The sequence below is a fragment of the Gordonibacter pamelaeae 7-10-1-b genome, assembly GCF_000210055.1.
GTDB lineage: Bacteria > Actinomycetota > Coriobacteriia > Coriobacteriales > Eggerthellaceae > Gordonibacter > Gordonibacter pamelaeae.
In genome coordinates, this window is the sequence record NC_021021.1 from 658,449 (window position 1) to 660,460 (window position 2,012).

Below are 2,012 nucleotides of genomic sequence, written 5' to 3' on the forward strand. Positions count from 1 at the left end.
CTGCGCCATCGGCTACGAGGCGGCGAACGCCCTGATCGAGGGCTTGGAGGAGTTCGCCGACGAGTACGCGAGCCACGTGGGGGCGCGCTCCTGCGCCGCGGGCGTGGGCCAGACGGTGCCCTGCGAGACGCTCTGCCCGGCGCACGTGGACGTGCCCGGCTACATCGGCCTCGTGGCGGCCGGCGACTACGCCGGTGCCGTGAACCTGGTGCGCAAGGACAACCCGTTCCCCACGGCCTGCGCGTTCGTGTGCGAGCACCCCTGCGAGGCCCGGTGCCGCCGCACCCTCGTCGACGCGCCGGTGAACATCCGCGGCATCAAGCGGTTCGCCGTGGACCAGGCTCCCGCCGACCAGGTGGCACCCCCGCCGCACAGCGTGGACACCGCGCGGAACATCGCCGTGGTGGGAGGCGGCCCGAGCGGGCTCACCTGCGCGTATTTCCTCGCGCTCATGGGGCATCGCGTGACGGTGTTCGAGGCGCGCAGCCAGCTGGGCGGCATGCTGCGCTACGGCATACCGGCCTACCGCCTGCCGCGCGAGCGCCTGGACGAGGACTTGCGCGGCATCCTCTCCGCCGGTTCTATCACAGCGCTCTGCGACACGCCGGTGGGCGCGCACGAGATGGCCGAGATCGCCGAGAACTACTACGCGGTGTACGTGGCCGTGGGCGCGCAGGCGGGCAAGACGCTCGCGCTGCCGAATGCGGACGCTGCGGGCGTCATGTCGGCCGTGGAGCTGCTGGGGGCCATCGGCGACGGCGACTACCCCGACTTCACGGGCAAGAAGGTGGCCGTGGTGGGCGGCGGCAACGTGGCCATGGACTGCGCGCGCACGGCGGTGCGCGCCGGCGCCGAAGAGGTGTCCGTGGTGTACCGCCGCCGCAAGGAGGACATGACGGCGCTTCCGGCCGAGGTGGAGAGCGCCGTGGCCGAGGGCGTGGAACTGGTGGTGCTGCAGGCACCCGTGGGCATCGAAGTGGACGGGAAGGGACGTTGCGCGGCGCTCGTCACGCAGCCCCAGATGATAGGCGCCGTGCGCGGCGGCCGTCCGGCACCGGTGACGGCGGACAAGCCGCAAGAGCGCATCGCGGCGGACATCGTGCTCATCGCGGTGGGGCAGGGCGTCGAGACGGAGCCGTTCGAGGAGTTCGGCATGGCAACCGTCCGGGGCTGCTTCGACGCCGACGAGGGCCTGGCGGCCGCGGGGTATGGCAACGTGTTCGTGGGCGGCGACTGCCAGACAGGGCCGGCCACGGTCATCCGCGCCATCGCGGCGGGCAAGGTGGCCGCGCGCAACATCGATGCGTACCTGGGCTGCTCGCACAAGCTGGCCTGCGGGGTCTCGGCCCCGCCGGCCCCGCCCAACGACCGCACGCCCAAGGGTCGCGTGGAGCTGGTGGAACGGCCGGCGCGCGAGCGCAAGCGCGATTTCAAGGACGTCGAGTGCGGCATGAGCCGCGAGGAGGCCGAGCAGGAGTGCGGCCGCTGCCTGCGCTGCGACGTGTTCGGCTGCGGCGCGACCGAGGAAGGCAGGGAACAGTATGCCTAGCATCACGATAGACGGCATTGCGCGGGAGGTGCCTGCGGGCACGACCGTGCTGGAGGCGGCGCGGGAGGCGGGCGTCCGCATACCTACGCTCTGCTACTTGAAGGACGTGAGCGCCGTCGGCTCGTGCCGCGTGTGCGTGGTGGACGTGGAGGGCCTGGCCCACCCGGTGCCGTCGTGCTCGACGGCCGTGTGGGACGGCATGGCCGTGACCACCGACTCGCCGCGCGTGCAGGCCTATCGAAGGGTCGCGCTCGAGCTGATCATCGCCGACCACGGGCAGGGCGTGGGCGCGCCGTGCTTTTCATGCGACAAGAATGGGGCCTGCGAGCTGGCCGACCTCTGCCGCGAGTATGGCGTGGAGGGCCCGGCGCACCCGGCGCCGCGCGCGCAGGAGCCCGTGCTGGACGGCAACCCGTTTTTGCGCTACGACCCGAACCTGTGCATCCGCTGCCAGCGCTGCGTG

Annotated in this window: 2 protein-coding genes; both read left to right on the top strand. The window is 72.2% G+C overall.

What is annotated here, in order from left to right; genetic code table 11:
- Window positions 1-1,549 (top strand): NAD(P)-binding protein (locus GPA_RS03160; protein WP_041238914.1); only part of this gene is annotated, 1,549 nt, incomplete at its 5' end.
- Window positions 1,542-2,012: 2Fe-2S iron-sulfur cluster-binding protein (locus GPA_RS03165; protein ID WP_041238916.1), on the top strand; the 471-nt coding region annotated here is incomplete at its 3' end. The genes GPA_RS03160 and GPA_RS03165, both read left to right, overlap by 8 nt.